The organism is Cellulomonas sp. NPDC058312, from assembly GCF_042880135.1.
In the GTDB taxonomy this organism is placed as follows: Bacteria; Actinomycetota; Actinomycetes; order Actinomycetales; family Cellulomonadaceae; genus Cellulomonas.
Map to the genome: position 1 here is coordinate 832519 of NZ_JBHVZE010000001.1, position 20000 is coordinate 852518.

General features: G+C 75.2%; 15 protein-coding genes. 11 read left to right on the forward strand and 4 right to left on the reverse strand.

Features of this window, described 5'->3' with window-relative positions; genetic code table 11:
* Nucleotides 1-71 precede the first annotated feature (71 nt).
* On the forward strand, nt 72-884 hold the full coding sequence (locus ACFVXN_RS03750) for a thymidylate synthase (protein ID WP_389227441.1): 813 nt from the start codon (nt 72-74) through the stop codon (nt 882-884).
* A gap of 22 nt (nt 885-906) precedes the next feature.
* On the opposite strand, the gene ACFVXN_RS03755 is transcribed toward ACFVXN_RS03750, so the two are convergent.
* Both ACFVXN_RS03755 and ACFVXN_RS03760 read right to left on the reverse strand, forming a co-directional pair.
* Nucleotides 907-1227: an AzlD domain-containing protein gene (locus ACFVXN_RS03755; protein WP_389227444.1), complete on the reverse strand. Its 321-nt coding sequence runs from the start codon at nt 1225-1227 to the stop codon at nt 907-909.
* Nucleotides 1224-1985 carry an AzlC family ABC transporter permease gene (locus tag ACFVXN_RS03760; protein ID WP_389227447.1) on the reverse strand — a complete coding sequence of 254 codons (762 nt, stop codon included), beginning with the start codon at nt 1983-1985 and terminating at the stop codon, nt 1224-1226. Before ACFVXN_RS03760 ends, ACFVXN_RS03755 begins: the two co-directional genes overlap by 4 nt.
* Before the next feature lie 236 nt (nt 1986-2221).
* On the opposite strand from ACFVXN_RS03760, the gene ACFVXN_RS03765 reads away from it, so the two are divergent.
* The 10 genes from ACFVXN_RS03765 to ACFVXN_RS03810 all read left to right on the forward strand — a co-directional run bounded on the left by ACFVXN_RS03765 (nt 2222) and on the right by ACFVXN_RS03810 (nt 13909).
* Nucleotides 2222-3181, forward strand: coding sequence for a carbohydrate ABC transporter permease (locus tag ACFVXN_RS03765; protein WP_389227450.1), 960 nt, complete (start codon nt 2222-2224; stop codon nt 3179-3181).
* The gene (locus ACFVXN_RS03770) at nt 3178-4104 is read left to right on the forward strand and encodes a carbohydrate ABC transporter permease (RefSeq protein ID WP_389227453.1); all 927 of its coding nucleotides are present in this window, start codon (nt 3178-3180) and stop codon (nt 4102-4104) included. Before ACFVXN_RS03765 ends, ACFVXN_RS03770 begins: the two co-directional genes overlap by 4 nt.
* A gap of 120 nt (nt 4105-4224) precedes the next feature.
* Entirely contained in the window at nt 4225-5586 is a 1362-nt protein-coding gene (locus ACFVXN_RS03775) for an ABC transporter substrate-binding protein (RefSeq protein WP_389227456.1), read from the forward strand.
* A complete protein-coding gene (locus ACFVXN_RS03780) occupies nt 5583-6332 on the forward strand; it encodes a glycerophosphodiester phosphodiesterase (protein ID WP_389227459.1) in 750 nt (249 codons plus the stop codon). Before ACFVXN_RS03775 ends, ACFVXN_RS03780 begins: the two co-directional genes overlap by 4 nt.
* 204 nt (nt 6333-6536) lie before the next feature.
* A complete protein-coding gene (gene dapA / locus ACFVXN_RS03785; RefSeq protein ID WP_389227462.1) occupies nt 6537-7451 on the forward strand; it encodes a 4-hydroxy-tetrahydrodipicolinate synthase in 915 nt (304 codons plus the stop codon).
* Between the two features lie 12 nt (nt 7452-7463).
* Nucleotides 7464-9149 carry a ribonuclease J gene (locus tag ACFVXN_RS03790; protein WP_389227465.1) on the forward strand — a complete coding sequence of 562 codons (1686 nt, stop codon included), beginning with the start codon at nt 7464-7466 and terminating at the stop codon, nt 9147-9149.
* A 142-nt stretch (nt 9150-9291) separates the two neighbouring features.
* Nucleotides 9292-12051, forward strand: coding sequence for a DNA translocase FtsK 4TM domain-containing protein (locus ACFVXN_RS03795; protein WP_389227468.1), 2760 nt, complete (start codon nt 9292-9294; stop codon nt 12049-12051).
* 66 nt (nt 12052-12117) lie between these two features.
* Entirely contained in the window at nt 12118-12825 is a 708-nt protein-coding gene (gene pgsA / locus ACFVXN_RS03800) for a CDP-diacylglycerol--glycerol-3-phosphate 3-phosphatidyltransferase (protein ID WP_389227471.1), read from the forward strand.
* Entirely contained in the window at nt 12822-13400 is a 579-nt protein-coding gene (locus ACFVXN_RS03805) for a CinA family protein (RefSeq protein WP_389227474.1), read from the forward strand. The genes pgsA and ACFVXN_RS03805 overlap by 4 nt, the downstream gene beginning before the upstream one ends.
* Before the next feature lie 170 nt (nt 13401-13570).
* Complete coding sequence (locus ACFVXN_RS03810) at nt 13571-13909, forward strand: helix-turn-helix domain-containing protein (protein WP_389227477.1); 339 nt, start codon at nt 13571-13573, stop codon at nt 13907-13909.
* Nucleotides 13910-14069: 160 nt separating this feature from the next.
* On the opposite strand, the gene ACFVXN_RS03815 is transcribed toward ACFVXN_RS03810, so the two are convergent.
* The gene (locus ACFVXN_RS03815; protein WP_389227480.1) at nt 14070-14870 is read right to left on the reverse strand and encodes an Fpg/Nei family DNA glycosylase; all 801 of its coding nucleotides are present in this window, start codon (nt 14868-14870) and stop codon (nt 14070-14072) included.
* Between the two features lie 42 nt (nt 14871-14912).
* Complete coding sequence (locus ACFVXN_RS03820) at nt 14913-19949, reverse strand: ATP-dependent helicase (RefSeq protein WP_389227483.1); 5037 nt, start codon at nt 19947-19949, stop codon at nt 14913-14915.
* Nucleotides 19950-20000 lie beyond the last annotated feature (51 nt).

Genomic DNA, 20000 nt, shown 5'->3' on the forward strand with positions numbered 1-20000 from the left:
CCAGTGTCGACCCGGGGCTCGCGCGGGGCACGTCGGCCACGGGGTCGCACCGCCTGCCTACGATGGGGCCCATGACGACCCCGGCCGTGCCCGCGACCCCGTACGAGGACCTGCTCCGGCTGGTGCTCGACACCGGCACCCCGAAGGGCGACCGCACCGGCACCGGGACGCGCAGCGTGTTCGGCCACCAGATGCGGTTCGACCTCGCCCAGGGCTTCCCGCTGGTCACCACCAAGCGCGTGCACCTGCGGTCGGTCGTCGGCGAGCTGCTGTGGTTCCTGCGCGGCGACTCGAACGTGCGCTGGCTCCAGGAGCACGGCGTGAAGATCTGGGACGAGTGGGCGGACGCGGACGGCGAGCTCGGCCCGGTGTACGGCGTGCAGTGGCGGTCCTGGCCGACGCCCGACGGCGGCACGGTCGACCAGCTCGCCCAGGTCCTCGAGGCGCTGCGGACCGACCCGGACTCGCGCCGGCACGTCGTCTCGGCGTGGAACGTCGCGGACATCCCGTCGATGGCGCTGGCCCCGTGCCACGCGTTCTTCCAGTTCCACGTGGCCGACGGGAAGCTGTCCTGCCAGCTCTACCAGCGGTCGGCCGACCTGTTCCTGGGCGTGCCGTTCAACATCGCCTCGTACGCGCTGCTCACGCACATGGTGGCGCAGCAGGTGGGCCTCGAGGTCGGCGACTTCGTCTGGACCGGCGGCGACTGCCACATCTACGACAACCACGTGGAGCAGGTCACCGAGCAGCTGACCCGCGAGCCCTACCCGCTGCCGACGCTGCGCCTGCGCCAGGCCGACTCGCTGTTCGACTACACCTTCGAGGACGTCGAGGTGCTGGACTACCAGCACCACCCGGCGATCAAGGCGCCCGTCGCGGTCTGACGCGCGCCGGGAGCCAGGGGCGTCAGGGCATCCCGAGCAGCCGCAGCAGCGCGGCCGTCGCCGCGGCCAGCAGCACCACCAGCACGAACGGCGCCCGCAGCAGCAGCGCCACCCCGGCGACGACCAGCGCCACCACCCGGGCGTCCAGCACCAGCGAGCCGCCGGTCGTCCCGACCTGCACCGCCACGAGCGCGGCGAGCAGCGCGGCCGTGACCAGGGCGGCGGTCCGGGTGACCCGCGGCCGGTCGAGCACGCGCTGCGGCACGACGTGCCCGGCGACCTTGGTCGCCAGCACCACGACGGACGCGGCCAGCACCGCGGCCCACACGCCGAGGCGGCTCACGGGGTCACCGCCGGGGGAGCGGCGAGCGGCGCGCCGTCGTCGCCGGGGCGCTCCAGCGCCCCGACCACCACGGCCAGCGCCGCCGCCGCGAGGACCGGCACCCCGGCGGGCACCAGCGGCGTGAGTGCGAGCGCGACGCCCGCCGCCGCGACGGCCACCACCCGCGTCGTGCGGATCTCCCGCAGCCGCGTGGCCGTCCGCGGCCCGCCGCCGGTGCCGAGCCGCGGCCACAGCAGCGCGAGGAACGCCGCTCCCGCCGCCGCGTCCAGCCCGTACCGCCGCGGGTCGCCGAGCGCGTCCCCGAGCAGCGCACCCAGCAGCGTGCAGGCGTTCCAGCACACGAACACCCCGGCACCCGTCCACCAGAACCCCGCCCGCGACGCGGCCCGCGAGGGCTGCGCGGTGCCGACGGCGGTGGACTCGTCGATCGTCAGGTGCGCGGCCAGCAGCCGCCGCCAGCCGTGCGCCCCGAGCAGCGGCGCCATCTGCACGCCGTACAGCCCGTTGCGGGCGCCGAGCAGACCGGCGGTGGCGACGACCGCGCCGAGGCCGCCCCCGGCGCCCAGCACGCCGACGGCGGCGAACTGCGAGCCGCCGCTGAACATCAGCAGGCTCAGGGCCATCGTCTGCGGCAGGTCGAGGCCCGCGGCGACCGACAGGGCCCCGAACGAGACGCCGTACAGCCCGGTCGCGAGCGACACGGACACGGCCGTCCGGACGGCCGCGCGGACGGCCGGGTCGGGGGTGGGGGAGCGCACGCGACGAGGGTACGGGGGCGCTGCCCGGCCGCGCGGACTCGACCAGCGTCCGACCCGACGTCGACCTGCCGTCGACCTGCGGGTGGACGGCGCCAACCCCGGGTGAACGGTCCGGGAAGGCCCGCGGAACATCGTCGCGAACGGCTCGATCCGGGTCGCGGGGCCACGCAGAGTGGTCCGGGCCGCGACGAAGCGGGCCGTGCACCTGCCCCCTCCACCGAAGCGGATCCCTCCCCGTGACCACTGCCGACGTCCTCGCCCCGCCTCCGGCGGCCGCGCCCCCGCGCGCGACCGTCCGGCGACGGAGCCCCCTGGAGCAGCGCCGCCGCCGGTCGGCCCTGCTGTGGTTCCTCCTGCTGGCCGGGCCGAACGTGGCCCTGCTGCTGGTGTTCGTCTACCGGCCGCTGCTCGAGTCGTTCTACCTGTCCACCCTCCAGTGGAACCTCGGCTCGCCCGTCGCCCGGCAGATCGGCCTGGGCAACTACATCGAGCTGTTCACCGCGCCGGGCACCGGGCGGATCGTGACGACGACGGTCGTGTTCACGGTCGCCACGGTCGGCGGGGCGATGGTGCTGGGCCTCGGCCTGGCGGTGCTGCTCAACCAGAAGCTGCGCGGCCGCGGGTTCGCGCGGACCGTCGCGTTCGCGCCCTACGTGCTGTCCGGGTTCGCGGTCGGCATCCTCTGGCTGTTCATCTTCGACCCGCGCTACGGCCTGATGCGCGAGGTGCTGAGCTGGGTCGGGGCGTCCTCGCCCCAGTGGTACACCCAGCGCCCCTGGCCGCTGGTCATGGTGATCGTGGTCTACCTGTGGAAGAACCTCGGCTACGTCGCCCTGATCTACCTGGCCGGTCTGCAGTCCGTCCCGCAGGACCTCAAGGACGCCGCCGCCCTCGACGGGGCCTCCGGCTACCGGACCCTGCGGTCGATCACGCTGCCGCTGCTCACGCCGACGTCGTTCTTCCTGCTCATCACGATGATGCTCGCGTCGCTGCAGTCCTTCGACATCATCAAGGCGATGACCCAGGGCGGGCCGCTCGGGTCCACCACGACGCTCATGTACTCCGTGTACCAGGAGAGCTTCGTCAACGGCCGCGCGGGCTACGCCTCCGCCGTCGCCACGGTCCTGTTCCTCGTGCTGCTGGCCGTCACCGCGGTGCAGATGCGGTTCGTCCAGCGGAAGGTGCACTACGCATGAGCGTCCTGACCCCCAAGCGCCCGCGCACCGCGGAGCAGGCCCCGCCCGCGGCGCCGCCCGCCGCGCAGGTCCGGCCGACGAGCGCGTCCTCCCGACCGGGCCGCGCGCAGCGCCCGCACGTCGTCAGCTACCTGACGATGATCCTGGCGACCGTCGTGCTCGGCGCCCCGCTGGTCTGGATGCTGCTCGCCAGCCTCAAGACGCCGGCCGAGCTCTACCAGCTCCCGCTCCGGTGGCTGCCCGGCGCCCCGAGCCTGGACAACTACGCCCAGGCGGCCGACACCGTGCCGCTGGGCCGGCTGCTCGCGAACAGCGTCGGCCTGACCGTCGTCGGCGCGGGCCTGAAGGTCGCGCTCGGCCTCACCTGCGCCTACGCGCTGGTGTTCCTGGAGATCCCGTTCAAGAAGGTCGTGTTCGGGCTGGTCATCGCGACGCTGATGATCCCGCCGCAGGTCACGATCATCCCGAACTACACCCTGGTGGCCGACCTCGGCTGGCTGAACACCTACCAGGGCATCCTCGTGCCGGGCCTGGCCAGCGCGTTCGGCACGTTCCTGTTCCGGCAGCACTTCCTGACGCTGCCGACGTCGATCCTCGAGGCGGCGGAGCTGGACGGTGCCGGGCACTGGCGCCGGCTGTGGCGGTTCGTCGTGCCGATGAGCGCGCCCACCATCGCGGCGGTCACCCTCGTGTCCGTCGTCACCGAGTGGAACGACTACCTCTGGCCGTTCCTCGTCATCGACCGCCCCGACAAGATGACGCTGCCCATCGGGCTGACCCTGCTGCAGAACATCGACGGCCTGACCAACTGGGGCGTGCTGCTCGCCGCCACGGTCGTCGTGACCCTGCCGATCCTCGTGGTCTTCCTGGTCCTGCAGCGCCGGCTCGTCGCCGGCCTCACCGCGGGCGCCGTCACCGGCTGACCCGCGCCCGCACCACCCCCCCGAAGACGTGGCCGGTCCGCCGGCCGCCCCGGCGGTCGTGCCCCCGCACGCCCGTCACCGCGCACCCACCCGGGTGCCCACCCCCGAAGGAGCACCACCGTGTCCCACTCCCAGAGGCGTCGCCGCGGTACCACCGCCCTCGCCGCTGCCGTCGCCGGCGCCACCCTCGCCCTCACCGCCTGCGGCGGCCCGAGCGTCGGCGCCGAGACCTCGGAGACCGAGCAGGCCGAGGCGACCGACTGGTCGCAGGTCGAGCCCGCCTCGGAGATCACCTGGTGGAGCAACCACCCCGGCCAGTCGCAGGCCGTGGAGGAGCAGCTCATCGCCGCGTTCGAGGCCGAGAACCCCGACATCAAGGTCAACCTCGTGACCGCGGGCGCCAACTACGACGAGGTCGCCCAGCGGTTCCAGGCGTCCTCGCAGACCGACGAGAAGCCCGACCTGGTCATCGCGTCCGACGTCTGGTGGTTCCGGTACCACCTGAACGACCAGATCATGCCGCTGGACGACGTCTTCGAGTACCTGGACGCCGACGCCGAGGACCTCCAGCCCGGCCTCTACGGCGACTACGAGTACGACGGCCGGCACTGGGCCGCGCCGTACGCGCGCTCGACGCCGCTGTTCTACTACAACAAGACGATGTGGCAGGCCGCCGGGCTGCCCGACCAGGGCCCCGAGACCTGGGAGCAGCTCCAGGAGTGGAGCACCGCCCTCGAGGCGCAGGTCCCCGCCGAGGGCTCGCCGTTCGGCCTCAGCCTGGGCACCTCCTGGTCCGCCTGGTGGTTCGAGAACATGATCTGGGGCGCCGGCGGCCAGTACTCCGACGAGTTCGACGTCACGCTCGACTCCGACGAGGCGCTCGCGGGCGGGGAGTTCCTGCGCGGCCTGTTCCACGGGGACGACGCCATCGCCACGGTCTCGGCCGACGACTCGATGGCCGACTTCTCGGCGGGCCTGATCGCGTCGACCATCGGCTCCACCGGCTCGCTGAAGGGCGCGCTCGACGCGGCGCAGTTCGAGGTCGGCACCGCGTTCCTGCCCGACGGCCCCGCGGGCGGCGGCACCCCGACCGGCGGCACCGGCCTGGCGATCTCCTCGTCCAGCACCCCGGAGGAGCAGCTGGCGTCGGCGATGTTCCTGGAGTTCCTCACGAACACCGAGAACACCGCGACCTTCTCGCAGGCGACCGGCTACATGCCCGTGCGCACCTCGGCCGTCGAGTCCGACACCATGAAGTCCGTGTACGAGACCTACCCCCAGTTCCGCACGGCAGTGGACCAGCTCGCCGAGAAGGCCCGCCCCCAGGACTACATCCGCGTGTTCGTCCCGGGCGCCGACGCGCTGCTGACCGACGCGATCGAGCAGATCGTCCTCGAGGGCACCGACCCGGCCGAGGCGTTCGGCGGCATCACGCCGCAGATCGAGACGGCCTACCGCGAGAACGTCGAGCCGTACCTGTGACCGTCCCCGTCGTCGTCGCTCACCGCGGCAGCTCCGCGGTGGCACCGCAGAACACGCTCGCCGCGTTCGAGGCCGCCTGGCGGTCCGGCGCGGGCAGCATCGAGATCGACATCCAGCCCACGGCCGACGGCCACGTGGTGGTGATCCACGACGACACCGTCGAGGCCACCACCGACGGGCAGGGCGTCGTCACCGAGATGACGCTCGAGGCGCTGCGGGCGCTCGACGCCGGCTCCTGGTTCGCCCCGGCGTACGCCGGGCAGCGGGTGCCGACGTTCGGCGAGGTCCTGGACCTCATGGTCCGGCGCCCGGGGATCGACCTGCTGCTGGAGCTCAAGGGCGCCTGGACCACCGAGCAGGTCCGGCCCGTCACCGCCGCGATCCGCGCGGCGGGCCTGGCGGACCGGGTGATCGGGCAGAGCTTCTGGCCGCAGAGCGTCACGGCACTGGCCGAGGCCGACCCCGACCTGCGCCGCGGGCTGCTGGTCTTCGAGGTGCCGGACGGCCTCGACGCCCTCGTCGCGACCTGCGCGGAGCTCGGCGTCATGACCTGCAACCCCTACGGGCCCCTGCTGGTCACGCACCCCGACCTGGTCGACCGGCTGCACGCCGCCGGGCTCCAGGTCCAGGTGTGGACGCTCAACGAGCCCGAGCAGTGGGCGGCGGCCGTGCAGCTCGGCGTCGACGCGGTCATCACCGACCGCCCCGACCGCCTGGCCGGCTGGCTCGCCGCCCGCGCGGCCTGACCCACCCGTTCCACCCGCTCCACCCGCGCCGAGACAGGACTCCGGCGCCGAGACAGGTCGCCCAGGCGACCTGTCTCGGCGCGCAGGCCCTGTCTCGGCGCGGTGCGTGGTGCGTGGTGCGTGGCGCGTCGGGCGGGGTGCGTGGCGCGTCGCGGGCGTGGACCGGGTGCGCCGTCGACGCAGCCGGGGCGGTACCGTGGCCCCATGCTCCCCGCCACCTCGTCGCGCCCGTTCGGCGCGGTGCTCACCGCGATGGTCACGCCGATGGGCGAGGACGGCGCGGTCGACCTCGACGCCGCGGTGGCGCTCGCGACGCACCTGGTGGACCACGGGCACGACGGCCTGGTGCTGAACGGCACCACCGGCGAGTCGCCCACGACGCACGCCCCCGAGAAGGCCGAGCTGATCCGCGCGGTCGTCGCGGCGGTGGGGGACCGGGCGGCGGTCGTCGCCGGGGCCGGCTCCAACGACACCCTGCACGCCGTGCGGATGGCCGAGCAGGCCGCCGAGGCCGGCGCCGACGGGCTGCTCGTCGTGAGCCCCTACTACTCCCGGCCCTCGCAGGAGGGCGTCGTGCGGCACGTGACCGCCGTCGCCGACTCCACGCCGCTGCCGGTGATGCTCTACGACGTGCCCGGTCGCACCGGCGTCCGGTTCGCGCCCGCGACGCTCGACGCGCTCGCCGCCCACGACCGCGTCGTCGCGATGAAGGACGCCACCGGCGACCTGTACGCCGCCGCGCAGGCCGCGGCCCGGACCGGGCTCGCCTGGTACAGCGGCGACGACTCGCTCTACCTGCCGTTCCTCGCCCACGGCGCGGCCGGCATCGTCAGCGTCGTCGGCCACGTGGCCGGCCCGCAGCTCGCCGCGATCACCGCGGCCCACGACGCGGGGGACCACGCCCGCGCGCTCCAGATCTTCTTGTCGATCGCACCGGCGATCGACGCGTTGAACGGCCAGGGGTTCCAGGCGGTGGCCGCGAAGGCCGCGGTCTGGTCCCTCGGCCTCATCCCGTCCCGCCACCTGCGGCTGCCGAACGTGGCCGCACCCGACGAGGACGTGGAGGCCGTGCGCGCAGGACTGCGCGCCGCGGGCCTCGACGGCGTCCTCGCCGCCTAGTACAGGAGAAGCATGTCCCACCCGCACCCCGACCTCGCCCTGCCGCCCGCCCTGCCCGAGGGCGCCCTGCGCATCGTGGCCCTCGGCGGCCTCGGCGAGGTCGGTCGCAACATGGCCGTCCTCGAGTACGACGGCCGCCTGCTCATCATCGACTGCGGCGTCCTGTTCCCCGAGGACCACCAGCCCGGCGTCGACCTGATCCTGCCGGACTTCGACTACATCGCCGACCGGCTCGACGACATCGACGCGGTCGTCCTCACCCACGGGCACGAGGACCACATCGGCGCGGTGCCGTACCTGCTGCGTCTGCGCAAGGACATCCCGCTGATCGGCTCGCAGCTCACGCTCGCGTTCGTCGAGGCGAAGCTCAAGGAGCACCGGATCACCCCCCTGACCCACGCGGTCAAGGAGGGGGAGACCGAGAAGGTCGGCCCGTTCTCGCTGGAGTTCGTCGCGGTCAACCACTCCATCCCGGACGCGCTGGCCGTCGCGGTCACGACGCCCGCGGGCACCGTGCTGCACACCGGCGACTTCAAGATGGACCAGCTGCCGCTCGACGGCCGGATCACCGACCTGCGCGCGTTCGCCCGCCTGGGCGAGCAGGGCGTCGACCTGTTCATGGTCGACTCCACCAACGCCGAGGTCCCGGGCTTCGTCACCCCCGAGCGCGAGATCGGGCCGGTGCTGGACGGCGTGTTCGCCACGTCCGCCCGCAAGATCGTCGTCGCCTCGTTCTCCTCGCACGTGCACCGCGTGCAGCAGGTCCTCGACGCCGCCGCCGCGCACGAGCGCAAGGTCGCGCTGGTCGGCCGGTCGATGATCCGCAACATGACCATCGCGGCCGAGCTCGGCTACCTCAAGGTGCCCGAGGGCGTGCTGGTCGACGCGAAGCGCCTCGGCGACATCCGCGACGACGAGCTGGTGCTCATGTGCACCGGCTCCCAGGGCGAGCCGATGGCGGCGCTGTCCCGGATCGCGAACAACGACCACAAGATCTCGGTCGGCATCGGCGACACGGTCATCCTCGCGTCGTCGCTGATCCCGGGCAACGAGAACGCCGTCTACCGGGTCATCAACGGCCTGACCCGGCTCGGCGCGCGCGTCGTGCACGGGGGCAACGCCAAGGTGCACGTCTCCGGCCACGCCAGCGCCGGCGAGCTCCTGTACTGCTACAACATCCTCAAGCCGCGCAACGTCATGCCGGTGCACGGCGAGGTCCGGCACCTGGTCGCCAACGGGGCGCTCGCGGTGAAGTCGGGCGTCCCGGCCGACCGCGTGGTGCTCGCCGAGGACGGCGTGGTCGTCGACCTGGTCGACGGTCGGGCGAGCGTCGTCGGCGCGGTGCCCTGCGGGTACGTGTTCGTCGACGGCTCCAGCGTCGGCGAGATCACCGAGGCCGACCTCAAGGACCGCCGCATCCTCGGCGACGAGGGCTTCATCTCGATCTTCGCCGTGGTCAGCTCGACGGACGGCAAGGTCCTCACCCAGCCGCAGATCCACGCGCGCGGGTTCGCCGAGGACGACGCGGTGTTCCAGGGCATCCTCCCCGACGTGGTCGCCGCGCTCGAGGACGCCACCCGCACCGGGGCCGTCGACACGCACCAGCTGCAGCAGGTCGTCCGCCGCGTCGTGGGGCGCTGGGTGTCCAACCGCCTGCGCCGCCGGCCGATGATCATCCCGGTCGTCGTCGCGGCCTGAGGCCCGTCGCAACCCTCGGGGTGCGCCCCGGAGCCGCACGTCCCGTCCCCGCGGGGGCGGGACGTGTGGTCCCGGTCACCGACACGCCTCGGCGGAGCGCAGGTCCGCGGGTCGACGGGCGCCGGCGGCTACCGTGAGGAGCATGGCCGCACGTCCGTCCTCCACCGCCACCCGCGGGTCTGCGGCCGCCGGGTCGCGCGCCCGCAGCGGCGCCCAGGCCGGCCGCGCGTCCGGTTTCGGCTCCCGCGCCTCCGGTGCGAAGGCCGCGCCGCCGCCCCCGTCGCGCCCGGCCCTGCCGATCCGCATGGTCCGCGGCGTCTGGATGGGCGCCGCGCACGTCGTCGGCGGTGCCGCCCGCCGGGTCGGCCGCGGCGCGCGCGACCTCGACCCCGGCCTGCGTCGGGACGGGGCCGCGTTCTTCCTGCTCGCCCTGGCCATCGTGGTCGCCGTGCGCGAGTGGTGGGGCCTGGACGGCATGGCCGCCGACGCGGTGCACGTGGTCGTCGCCGGCACGTTCGGCCGGGTCGCCGTGGCGGTGCCCCTCGCGCTGGTGCTCGTCGCCGTCCGGCTGATGCGGCACCCCGAGGAGGAGCAGGCCAACTCCCGGATCGGCATCGGCGTCACCGCGATCACGCTCGCGGCCTGCGGCTTGGTGCACGTCCAGCAGGACCTGCCGGCGCCGTCCGGCGGGTTCGAGCCCGTGCGCGACGCGGGCGGCATCATCGGCTACCTGGTCGGCACCCCGCTCGTCAGCCTCGTCACCGCGTGGGCGACGGTCCCGCTGCTGGTGCTGCTCGCGTTCTTCGGCGTGCTCGTCGTCACTGCGACGCCCGTCAACCAGATCGGCCCGCGGCTGCGCGGCGTCTACGACCGGCTCACCGGCAACCACCGGGACGAGGACGTCCCCGAGGAGGAGGACGACGACGCGCCGCTGGTCATCAACGCCGGGCACACGGCGATCGAGGAGCCCCCGGCCAAGCCGGCCCGCACGGGGCTGCTGGGCCGGCGCAAGCGGGAGCGCGAGGCCGCCGAGGCCGCGGAGGCCGCGCTGCTCGAGGGCTACGCGGGCGACGAGGCGTTCGAGCGCGCCGCCATCGTGGACCGCCGGCGCCGCGACGAGGAGGACGCCACCGCGGTCCTCGACCCGGACGACCTCGCCGACGACGTCGACGCCCCCCGCGCGCCGACCGCACCGACCCAGGCGGTCACCGCCGTGGGCGCGCGCGGCGAGGTGCCGGACGTGACCCCGCGCCCCGAGCCCGTCGCCCCGCCCACCACGGGCGTGCCGCGCGGCGAGCAGCCGATGCTCGAGGGCGACGTGCTGTACACGCTGCCGTCCGAGGACGTGCTCGCCAAGGGCGCGCCGCACAAGGTCCGGTCCGCAGCGAACGACCGGGTCGTCGAGGCGCTGACCAGCGTGCTGGAGAACTTCGAGATCGACGCCCAGGTCACCGGGTTCACCCGCGGCCCGACCGTCACCCGGTACGAGGTCGAGCTCGGTAAGGGCGTCAAGGTCGAGCGCGTCACCGCCCTGAGCAAGAACATCGCGTACGCCGTCGCCAGCGCCGACGTGCGCATCCTGTCGCCGATCCCCGGCAAGTCCGCCATCGGCATCGAGATCCCGAACACCGACCGCGAGACCGTGTCGCTCGGCGACGTGCTCCGGTCCAGCGCGTCCCGGCGCACCGAGCACCCGATGGTGATCGGCGTCGGCAAGGACGTCGAGGGCGGCTACGTCGTCGCGAACCTCGCGAAGATGCCGCACATGCTCGTCGCCGGTGCGACCGGAGCCGGCAAGTCGTCGTTCGTGAACTCGATGATCGTGTCGATCCTCATGCGGTCGACCCCCGACCAGGTCCGCATGGTGCTGGTCGACCCGAAGCGCGTCGAGCTCACGGTCTACGAGGGCATCCCGCACCTCATCACCCCGATCATCACCAACCCGAAGAAGGCCGCCGAGGCCCTCGAGTGGGTGGTCCGGGAGATGGAGGCGCGCTACGACGACCTCGCGATGTTCGGGTTCAAGCACATCGACGACTTCAACGCCGCGGTCAAGGCCGGCAAGGTCAAGCCGCTGCCGGGCTCCGAGCGCAAGATCGCCGCGTACCCGTACCTGCTCGTGATCGTCGACGAGCTCGCCGACCTCATGATGGTCGCGCCGCGCGACGTCGAGGCCTCGATCCAGCGGATCACCCAGCTCGCGCGCGCCGCCGGCATCCACCTGGTGCTCGCCACGCAGCGGCCGTCGGTCGACGTCGTCACCGGCCTCATCAAGGCCAACGTGCCGTCCCGCCTCGCGTTCGCCACCTCGTCGCTCACCGACTCCCGCGTCGTGCTCGACCAGCCCGGCGCCGAGAAGCTGATCGGCCAGGGCGACGCGCTGTTCCTGCCGATGGGCGCCGCGAAGCCGATGCGCACGCAGGGGGCCTGGGTCTCCGAGAGCGAGATCCACGCGGTCGTCCAGCACGTGAAGACCCAGCTCAAGCCCGTCTACCGCGAGGACGTCGCCGTCGCCGCGGTGAAGAAGCAGGTCGACGAGGACATCGGCGACGACCTGGACCTGCTGCTGCAGGCCGCCGAGCTCGTCGTCACGACGCAGTTCGGCTCCACGTCGATGCTCCAGCGCAAGCTCCGGGTCGGGTTCGCGAAGGCCGGTCGGCTGATGGACCTGCTCGAGTCCCGCGAGATCGTCGGTCCCTCCGAGGGGTCGAAGGCCCGCGAGGTGATGGTGCAGCCCGACGACCTGCCGGGGACGCTCGCGATGCTCCGCGGCGAGCCCGAGCCGGGCGCCGCGGCTGCCCCGTCCGGCGGCGACGACCGGTACGCCGCGCCCGAGGGCCGGATGCCGGGGGAGCCGCCCGAGGCGGTCGACTACCACGACGACGCGGACGACCTGCGCTGAGCGGGAGTCCCGGGGCGGGCGCCCGCGATTCCGACGTGAGGCGCCCCGCCCCGTAGGCTGTGGCGGGTGAGCCGCCCTTCGCCGTGGAACGTCGCCAACCTCGTCACGGTGCTGCGCATCGTCGTGGTGCCGTTCTTCGCGTGGACCCTGCTGGTCGACGGCGGGCAGGACGTGACCTGGCGGCTCGTCGCGACCGGGCTGTTCGTGCTCGCGGCCGCGACCGACCGGGTCGACGGGTACCTCGCGCGGCGGATGGGCCTGGTCACCGACCTGGGCAAGATGCTCGACCCGATCGCCGACAAGGCGCTGATCGGGTCCGCGCTGGTCGCGCTGTCCTGGCTCGGGGACCTCAGCTGGTGGGTGACCGCCGCGATCCTCGTGCGTGAGCTCGGCATCACCGTGATGCGGTTCTTCCTGCTCCGGTACGTCGTGCTGCCGGCCTCGCGCGGCGGCAAGATCAAGACCGTCATGCAGTCCGTGGCCGTCGGCGCGTTCCTGCTGCCGCTCGACCACCTGCCGACGTTCGCCCTCGTGATCGCGAGCGTCCTGATGGGCGTGGCCGTGGTCGTCACCCTGGTCACCGGCGCCGACTACGTGCGCACCGCGGTCCGCGTGCGGCGCGAGGCCGCCGCGGGCGGGCACGACGTCGCGCGGCGCGCCGCCGAGACCGGGACGACCGCGCCCGCCGGGGACGTCCCCGACGACGCCGCGGCCCCGGGGCACCGGCCCGGAGGACCCGGGAGCGGGCCCGACGCGGTGACGCCACGCCGGTGACGGGTCCGGAGGCGACCGGCCCGGCGACCCCGTCGGCGCACCCGGACGCGCCCGAGGCCGCGCAGGCGCTGCTGGCCGCGCTGCGGGAGCGGTCCTGGTCCGTCGCGACCGCCGAGTCCCTGACCGGGGGCCAGGTCGTCGCCGCGCTCGTGGACGTCCCGGGCGCGTCGCGGTCGGTCCGCGGCGGGGTCGTGGCCTACGCCACCGACGCGAAGGCCTCGGTGCTCGGCGTCGACGCCGACCTGCTCGCGGCGCACGGCGCGGTGCACCCCGGCGTCGCCCGGCAGATGGCCGAGCGCGTGCGCGGCGTGCTCGGCGCCGACGTGGGGCTCAGCACGACCGGGGTCGCCGGCCCGGACCCGCAGGACGGGTTTTCACCCGGCACGGTGCACATCGCGGTCGCGACCCCGGCGGGCACCGTGGTGCGGACGCTGGCCCTGGTCGGGGACCGTGCCGGGATCCGCGCCGCGACCTGCGCCGCCGTGCTGCGCGAGGCGGTCGACGCCGTCCGGTCGGCGGACGCCCCGGGCGGCCCGGGAACACCGGAGGGTCCCTCCGCGTTGGGCATCACGTGAGGAACACCAGACCGACCACCCGCCCCGGCACTGCCCGTGTCGGCGGCGACCTGTACGGTGGGACCCTCCCTGAGCGGAGCCACAAGGGTGCCGCGCTCGTCAGGAAGGCGCCCCTGGGCGCTCCGGCGGGACGGCAGGAGCAGGAACGGGACACGAAGGGGGGACGCCAGATGGTCGTGTTGCGCCGTGAGATCGGTGACGTGCTGCGGAACGCCCGGCAGCGGCAGGGCCGGACGCTGCGCGAGGTGTCCTCCGCGGCCCGCGTGTCGCTGGGGTACCTCAGCGAGGTCGAGCGCGGGCAGAAGGAGGCGTCGTCGGAGCTGCTGGCCAGCATCTGCGACGCGCTCGACACCCCGCTGTCGATCGTGCTGCGCGAGGTGAGCGACCGCATCGCGGTGGCCGAGGGTCTGCTGATCCCCGACACCGTCCCCGCGGACCTCGCGTCGGCACTCGCCCGGCAGGACCGGGCCTGGGCCCGTCAGCGGGCGGAGCTCGCGCCGATCGGCTGAGCCCACCCCGGACGTCCGACGCCCGGTCGCACCCGCCCCACCGGGGGCGCGCGACCGGGCGTCGCCGCGTGCGGGGCCTACTCCCGCGGCACGAGTGGATCCATCCCGTCCGACGCGCCGGTGTGTCGGCCAGGATGGATCCACTCGCGCGGGTGGGCCGTCAGGTGGGGGGTCGTTGGCAGACGCCGCAGAAGTACGCGGGGCGCTCCGTCGGGGGGTGGCCGGCGAGGCCGCGGCGGACGGGGGCGCCGCAGCGGCGGCACGGCTCGCGGAGCCGTCCGTGCACCCACGTGGTCCGGCCGCGGTACACCTCGCCGGTCGTGGACGGGGTGGACGTCCCCACCGAGCGCTGCATGATCGCGCGCGCCACCCGGAGCAGCCGGCCGGGGTCGGGGACCTCGTCGGCGGGGGTCCACGGCCAGATCTTCTCCAGGAACAGGGAGTCGGCCATGTAGATCGTGCCGATGCCGGCGACGACGGTCTGGTCGAGCAGCACCTCGCACACCGGGGTCGCGCCGCGGGCCGCCCACCGGCGCAGCGCCTCCGCGAGGCCGTCGGGCTCGAAGTCGTCCGCGAGCAGGTCGGGGCCGAGGTGCCCGATCAGGGTGTGCTCGTCGCGGGTCGCCACCACGTCGAGCATCCCGATCAGCTCGCCGACGGCCGTCCAGGTGGCGTTCGCCAGCACCGCCCGGACGGCGGGGCTCGCCGCGCGGGCGCCCGGTGAGCCCGTGCGGGCCACCCGCCAGGACCCGTCCATCCGCAGGTGGGTGTGCAGGGTGCGGCCGTCGTCGAACCTCGTGAGCAGGTGCTTGCCGTAGGACGCGGTGCCGAGGACGGTCCGGCCGACGAGGTCGACGGTCGCGGCCGTCGGCCAGCGCAGGTCGGACCGGACGAGCTCGCGACCGGCGAGGGCCTGGTCCAGGCGGGTCGCCGTGCGCCGGAGGATGTCGCCCTCAGGCACCGCGCGCCACCAGGCGTCCGCGCCTCGTCGGCCGTCCGCGCGTCACCGCGCGCCCCGCAGCCGCATGCCCCGCGGCGTCGGCGCGAAGCCGGCGAGGGTGAGCGCCCGGCCGAGGGCCGTGGACTCGACGCCGCCGCTGAGCAGCTCCTCGCCGTCACCCCGGACCAGGGTCACGCGCCCGAGGTGCCCGTCGCGCACGGCGTCCGCGAGCCGGGCGGTGGCGAGCCGCAGGGCGGTCTCGTCGTCGGTGAAGGTCAGGACGGTCCGACCGCCGCGCTCGAGGTAGAGCACGAGCGCCCCGTCGACGAGCACGACCACCGACCCCGCCTTGCGGCCCGGGCGGTGCCCGGTGGGGGCGTCGGCCCGGACGGGCCAGCCGAGCGCCGCGCCGTACGGGTTCGCGGGGTCGGTCGCGGCCAGCAGCACGACGGCGCGGTCGGCGTCGGCGGGGACGGACTGCTCGGCGATCCGCTCGAGCTGGCGCGCGTCGCCGCGCAGCTGGTCGACCGCCCCCGGCAGCGCGAACTGCGAGCCGCCGAGGTGCTCGACGAAGTAGCCGCGCCGCACCTGGCCGGCCTGCTCGAGGGCGGCGAGCACGCGGTAGACCGGCGCGAACTGCCCGGCGATGCCCTCCGCGGGGGCGACCGCGCGGGTGAGGACACCGTGCCGGTCGAGCAGCTGCGCCGCGAGGGCGTGCGCGCGCCGGGTCGGGTCGGGCTCGCGCTCGGGCAGCATCGACCAGCGGCCGCCCGCCTCGCCGCCGGCGCCGGGCCCACGGCCACCGACCCCGGAGGACGCGGCGCCCGACCCCGGCCCCCGCAGCCCGAGGCCCGAGCCCCGGCCGTAGCGGCCCATGGTCAGCGCCCGGGCCCGGGGGGGCGTCGCCGACGCCGTGCGGTGCGCGGTCCTCCCGCCGGCGAGCCGGGCGCGCAGGGGAGCGAGGCCGTCGTTCGTCACCAGGCCCGCCCACACCAGGTCCCAGAGCGCGTCGACCAGGGTGGCCTGGAGGGTGGTCTGCGACGTGGCGTCGTCCGGGCCGAGGACGTCCGCGACCCGCGTGGCCAGGGCGCCGACGAAGTACGCGCCGCCGCCGCGCAGCGCCTCGACGAGCGCCCGGTGCACCGGCGTGTCGAGCAGCCCGGCGGACTCCTGGTCGGGCGGCGTGATCATCGGGAGCGTGAGGTCGGCGGTCGCGGCGAGGTGCAGGCTGACCAGCCCGTCCTTGCCGGGCAGCGTGGCGTGCCCCGCCCAGAGGACCTCGCCCGCGGCGGTCAGCTCGTCGAGCAGCGCCGGGGAGTAGCCGGTCACGCGCGCGGGCAGCACCAGCGTCTCCAGCGCGGAGGCGGGCACGGCGGCGCCGGCCAGCTGCTCGACGGCGCGCGCCAGCCCGTCGACGCCACGCAGCGCGCCGGGTCCGGGCCGGCCGGTGGCGTGCTGCCAGGCCGGCAGGAACCGCCCGAGCGCGACCTGCGGGACGGGCTCGACCTCGGAGCGCAGCGCCGCGAGCGACCGGCGCCGCAGGGTCCGCAGCACGTCGGCGTCGCAGTACTCGTCCCCGGTGCCGCCCAGCGCGTCCGGCCGCAGCCGGCCCTGCACGACGACGCCCGCGCGCTCCAGCGGCCGCAGGGCGGACTGGGCGACGGCGGTGCCGAGCCCGAACCGGGCGGCCGCCTGCGCGGCGGTGAACGGGCCGTGGGTGCGCGCGTGCCGGCGCAGCAGGTCCCCGAGCGGGTCCGGCAGCACCTCGGTGAACACCTCGGGCACCCCCACGGGCAGTGCCACCCCGAGCGCGTCCCGCAGCCGCCCGGCGTCCTCGACGGCCGCCCACTGGTCCCCGTCCCCGACGGGCACGCCGGAGATCCGCACCCGGATCAGCCGCCGCGCCTGCTCGAGGTCGGCGAGCCAGCCCGCGACCTCCGTGCGGACGTCCTCGCGGGTGCGGGCCTCGACGCCCGCGAGGGGGAGCGGTCCGTGCCTCCGGACGACGTCGGCCACCTGCTCGACGGTCCGGGCCTGCCGCTCCGGGTCCGTGCCGGAGACCTCGGCCTCCGTGCGCAGCACCGCGTCGGGGTCGAGCAGGTCCGCGATCTGGGAGCCGCCCCCGCTGCCGAGCAGCTCGTCCAGCAGCGTCGGGTCGAGGGTCAGGGCGGCGGCCCGGCGCTCGGCCAGCGGGGCGTCGCCGTCGTAGAGGAACTGCGCGGTGTACCCGAACAGCAGCGACTGGGCGAACGGCGACGGCCGGGTGGTGGTCACCTCGACGACCCGGACCCGGCCGGCGGAGACGTCGCGCATGAGCTCGACCAGCGCGTCGATGTCGAAGTCGTCCTGCAGGCACTCGCGCACGGCCTCCAGCAGGATCGGGAAGTCCGGGTACCGGGACGCGACGCTCAGCAGCTGGGCGGAGCGCTGCCGCTGCTGCCACAGGGGCTGGCGGCGGTCGGGCCGGCGGCGGGGGAGCAGCAGCGCGCGCGCCGCGGCCTCGCGGAACCGCGCGCCGAACATCGCGGAGCCGCCCAGCTCGGCCCGCACGGCGTCGGGGACCTCGTCGGGCTCGATCAGCAGGTCGGCGGCGTCGACGGGTGCGGCGTCGTCGAGCCCGCCCGGCGACGCGTCGGGGGCGGACCAGCCCAGCAGGTCGCCGACCGGGTCGGCCGCCGCCGCGAGCATGTCCGGCAGACGCAGCACGATGCCGTCGTCCGCGTGCATCGCGGCGGCGTCGATCCCGAACCGCTCGCGCAGCCGGGCGCCGAGCACCAGGGCCCACGGCGCGTGCACCCGCGCGCCGAAAGGCGAGTGCACGACGACGCGCCAGTCCCCGAGCTCGTCCCGGAACCGCTCGACCACGACGGTGACGTCGCTCGGCAGGACGCCCGTGGCCTCCCGCTGCTCGCGCAGGTAGCCCAGGAGGTTGTCCGCGGCCCACGCGTCGAGCCCCGCCTCCTGCACGCGGGTGCGGGCGGCCTCGTCGGGCAGCTCGGCGACCTCGCGGGACCACGCGCCCATCGCGCGGCCGAGCGACGCCGGCCGGCCCTGGGAGTCGCCCTTCCAGAACGGCAGCCGCCCGGGCACGCCGGGGGCGGGGGTCACGAGCACGCGGTCGGGGGTGATGTCCTCGATCCGCCAGGTGCTCGACCCGAGCGTGAAGGTGTCCCCGACCCGGGACTCGTAGACCATCTCCTCGTCGAGCTCGCCGACCCGCTTGCCCCCGCGGGTGCGGCCGCCGGCGCGCTCGGGGTCGGACGGCACGTCGGCCGTCTCCGAGCCCGAGGCCAGGAACACGCCGTACAGGCCGCGGTCGGGGATGGTGCCGCCGCTGGTCACCGCGAGCCGCAGGGCGCCGGGCCGCGCGCTGATCACGTCGGTCGCGCGGTCCCAGACGATGCGGGGGCGCAGCTCCGCGAACTCCTCGCTCGGGTACCGGCCGGCGAGCATGTCCAGCACGGCCCGCAGCGTCGCGTCGCCGAGCGTGGCGAACGGCGCGGACCGGCGGACCACGGCGGCGAGCTCCGGGACGGTCCAGTCCTCCGTCGCCACCATCGCGACGACCTGCTGCGCGAGCACGTCGAGCGGGTTGGTCAGCACGTGCAGGGGCTCGATCTGCCCCGCGCGCATCCGCAGCGCCGTGACCGCGGCGGGCACCAGGTCGCCGCGGAAGGTCGGGAACACCACGCCGTGCGAGACCGCACCGACCTGGTGGCCCGCGCGCCCGATGCGCTGCAGGCCGCTGGCCGCCGACGGCGGGGCGCCGACCTGGACCACCAGGTCGACCGCACCCATGTCGATGCCGAGCTCGAGCGAGCTGGTCGCGACCACCGCGGGCAGCAGCCCGGCCTTGAGCTCGGACTCCGTGCGGGTGCGCTCCGCGCGGCTCATCGACCCGTGGTGGGCGCGCGCGATGATCGTGCCCGCGTCGCGGGTGTCGACGCCGACGGCCGTGCCCGACTGGCCCGTGGCCTGCGCCGCCCAGAGCCCGCCGGGGTCGGGCACGTCCTCGCCCTGCCGCTCGGCCCAGACCTCGTTCATCCGGGCGGTCAGCCGCTCCGCGCCGCGCCGGGAGTTGGTGAACACGAGCGTCGAGCGGTGGTCGGCGACGAGGTCGACGACGCGCTCCTCCACGTGCGGCCAGATGGACGGGCGGGTGCCGCCGGCGCTCGCGGCCTGACCGGTGAGGTCGGCCTCGCCGGGGGCGAGCGGGGCGACGTCGTCCGGGCTCGGGGTGCGAGGGGCGCGCGGCGGGCGCGACGGGTCCTCGGGCAACGGCGCGCCGAGGTCGGTCAGGTCGGGGACGGGGACGACCACGTCGACCCGGATCTCCTTGGTCGACGGCGGCTGCACCACGACCACCTCGCGCCCGTGGTCGGCGGGCGCGCGGCCGCCGGCGAGGAACGCCGCCACACGGTCCACGGGGGTCACGGTCGCGGACAGCCCGACGCGCTGCGCGGGGCCGGGGCCGCCAGGGCGGTCGAGCAGCGCGTCCAGGCGCTCCAGGGACACGGCGAGGTGCGCGCCGCGCTTGGTGCCGGCGACCGCGTGGATCTCGTCGAGGATCACCGTCTGGACGCCCGACAGGCCCGCCCGCGCCTGGGAGGTCAGGACGAGGAACAGCGACTCGGGCGTCGTGATGAGGATGTCCGGCGGCTTGGTCGCGAACGCGCGCCGCTCGTTCGGCGGGGTGTCTCCGGTGCGGACGCCGACCTGCACGTCGGGCAGCGTCAGCCCGCGCCGGGTCGCCGCCTGCCGCACGCCCACCAGCGGCGAGCGGAGGTTCCGCTCGACGTCGGTCGCCAGCGCCTTCAGCGGCGACACGTACAGCACCCGGCACCGGGTCAGGGGGTCGGCGTCGGCGTCCGGCGGGGTCGAGGTGATCCGGTCCAGCGCCCACAGGAACGCCGCGAGCGTCTTGCCCGACCCGGTCGGCGCGACGACCAGCGCGTGCCGCCCGGTGGACACCGCGTCCCACGCACCGGCCTGCGCGGCGGTGGGCTCCGCGAACGCGCCGCGGAACCAGTCCTGGGTCGGCTCCGAGAACCGGGAGAGGACGTCCTCGCCGGTGGTGGCGGTCGGCGGGGTTGGGGTCACCGCGCCATTGTGTCCCGGGGCACCGACACGCGCGCGGGTGCCGGGCCCGAC